Origin of the sequence: Brasilonema bromeliae SPC951 (assembly GCF_012912135.1) — a bacterium.
In the GTDB taxonomy this organism is placed as follows: Bacteria; Cyanobacteriota; Cyanobacteriia; order Cyanobacteriales; family Nostocaceae; genus Brasilonema; species Brasilonema bromeliae.
Genome location: NZ_QMEB01000014.1, coordinates 31,246 through 32,980, shown reverse-complemented (window position 1 = coordinate 32,980; position 1,735 = coordinate 31,246). Strand labels below are relative to the sequence as shown.

Annotated in this window: 2 protein-coding genes; both read right to left on the bottom strand. The window is 38.0% G+C overall.

What is annotated here, in order from left to right; all coding sequences use genetic code 11:
• The coding region (locus DP116_RS03380; protein ID WP_211173053.1) for an SDR family oxidoreductase at window positions 1–642 on the bottom strand (642 nt) is incomplete at its 3' end.
• A gap of 98 nt (window positions 643–740) precedes the next feature.
• On the bottom strand, window positions 741–1,652 hold the full coding sequence (locus tag DP116_RS03375; protein WP_169153826.1) for a helix-turn-helix domain-containing protein: 912 nt from the start codon (window positions 1,650–1,652) through the stop codon (window positions 741–743).
• Between the last annotated feature and the right edge of the window lie 83 nt (window positions 1,653–1,735).

Genomic DNA, 1,735 nt, shown 5'->3' with positions numbered 1-1,735 from the left:
CGTTCCAGCCTCAGCGACCGTTCCGGTTCCGCGGTGATTATTAAAATCGGTTGCGACAAAGCCGGGGCAAACGGCATTAACTTTGAACGGCGTGTCGCGCAGCTCGTAAGCCAAAACAATAGTGTACATATTGAGCGCCGCTTTTGACGGGTGGTAAATAGCGCCTTTATTGTTGTAATACTTCCACGTCGGGTCGTTGTGCAGGGTAAGCGAACCCATACCCGAACTGACATTAACGATGCGAGGTTCAGGCGACTTTTTCAATAAATCCATAAAAGACTGGGTGACTCTCACAACGCCAAACACATTGGTATCAAATACCTTTTTAAATGCGTCTATACTGGCACCAGTTGCTGTTTGTGGTAAACCTCCGTTAATCCCGGCATTATTGATCAGCACATCCAACACTTCGGTTTTTTTGCCTATTTCGGCACGGGCTGCCTTTACCGATTCATCATCGCTGACATCTATTTGGATGGCTTCCACTTCGTTCAACCCTTCGGCTTTAAGCTTTTCTACTGCTTCCAGTCCATTCTTTAAATTACGGCTGCCTAAATAAATGTAATATCCCTTTTGCAGCAGTTGGCGGGCAGTTTCTAAGCCAATACTTTTATTGGCTCCGGTGATTAATACTTTTTTCATGATTTTTTGATTTTTAATTATCAATTGATTTACTGATACAAGATTAGTCGAAAGACAAGCAGATGGGCTTACGCTAAACAAATAATTGCTTATGCAAATCAAACAATATCGGCTTTTCTATAATTTGTCGGTGTGATGTTCAGATATTTTTTGAAGAGATTATTAAAATGGGTCACTTCCGCATATCCCAAGGCATACGCAATTTCTGAAACCGTCCAGGAAGTTTGTCTTAAAAGAACTTTGGCTTCCTGTAATATTCGATCAATAATTAACTGAGATGTAGTTTTATTAGAAGTTTCTTTTAATGCCCTGTTTAAATGATTGACATGAATGTTCAAATTTTTGGCGTAGTCAGATGCAGATCGAAGAGTGAGCGGTCTATGTATATCATCAATTGGAAACTGACATTCTAAAAGTTCTGTGAAAAGTGTAGAAATTCTAACCGAAGCATTAATGGGTTGCTTACTCAATTTAGAAGCAGGCTTCATTTTCATCGTATAAAGCACTAATTCATAAACAAGTGTTCTGAGCAAGTCATATTTATGAATAAAGTCGCACTCGATTTCTTCAAACATTCGTCTAAAAATGTCTTCTAGTTGGACAAATTGCTCCTCATCTAATTGGTAGATATTATTGCCGGGCTGAAAAACTGAATAATTAGTTATATTTCCGTATTGATGAAAAAATGCCTGATCAAAGACGCAAGCGAAACCATCTGAAAAGTTTTCTCTTTGTGACCATCCATAAGGTATTTGCGGATTAGAAAAGATAATTGAATAGTTTTCTATCTCAATCTCTCTATCCGCATAGAGAAAAATACCACTGCCACTGCCTTTAATAATTGTTATTTTGTAGTAATCTTTTTTGCTATATGGCAATTGTGGAGGGTTCCCGTTCTTACCAGGATTAAAATTAAAAACATTGAATAACCCAAATTCATTTTTAAGATCGTCAGGTAGCCAGGGAGCCCCTTGCTTATAATAACTCTCTCTTTCTTGTATAGATTGCATCGTTCAATTCTTTACCTCTATTTTTCTATTTTAATAATACTCTCCAAAAAGATTCGTCCGCGCCGAAAATTTCTTTGATGTGC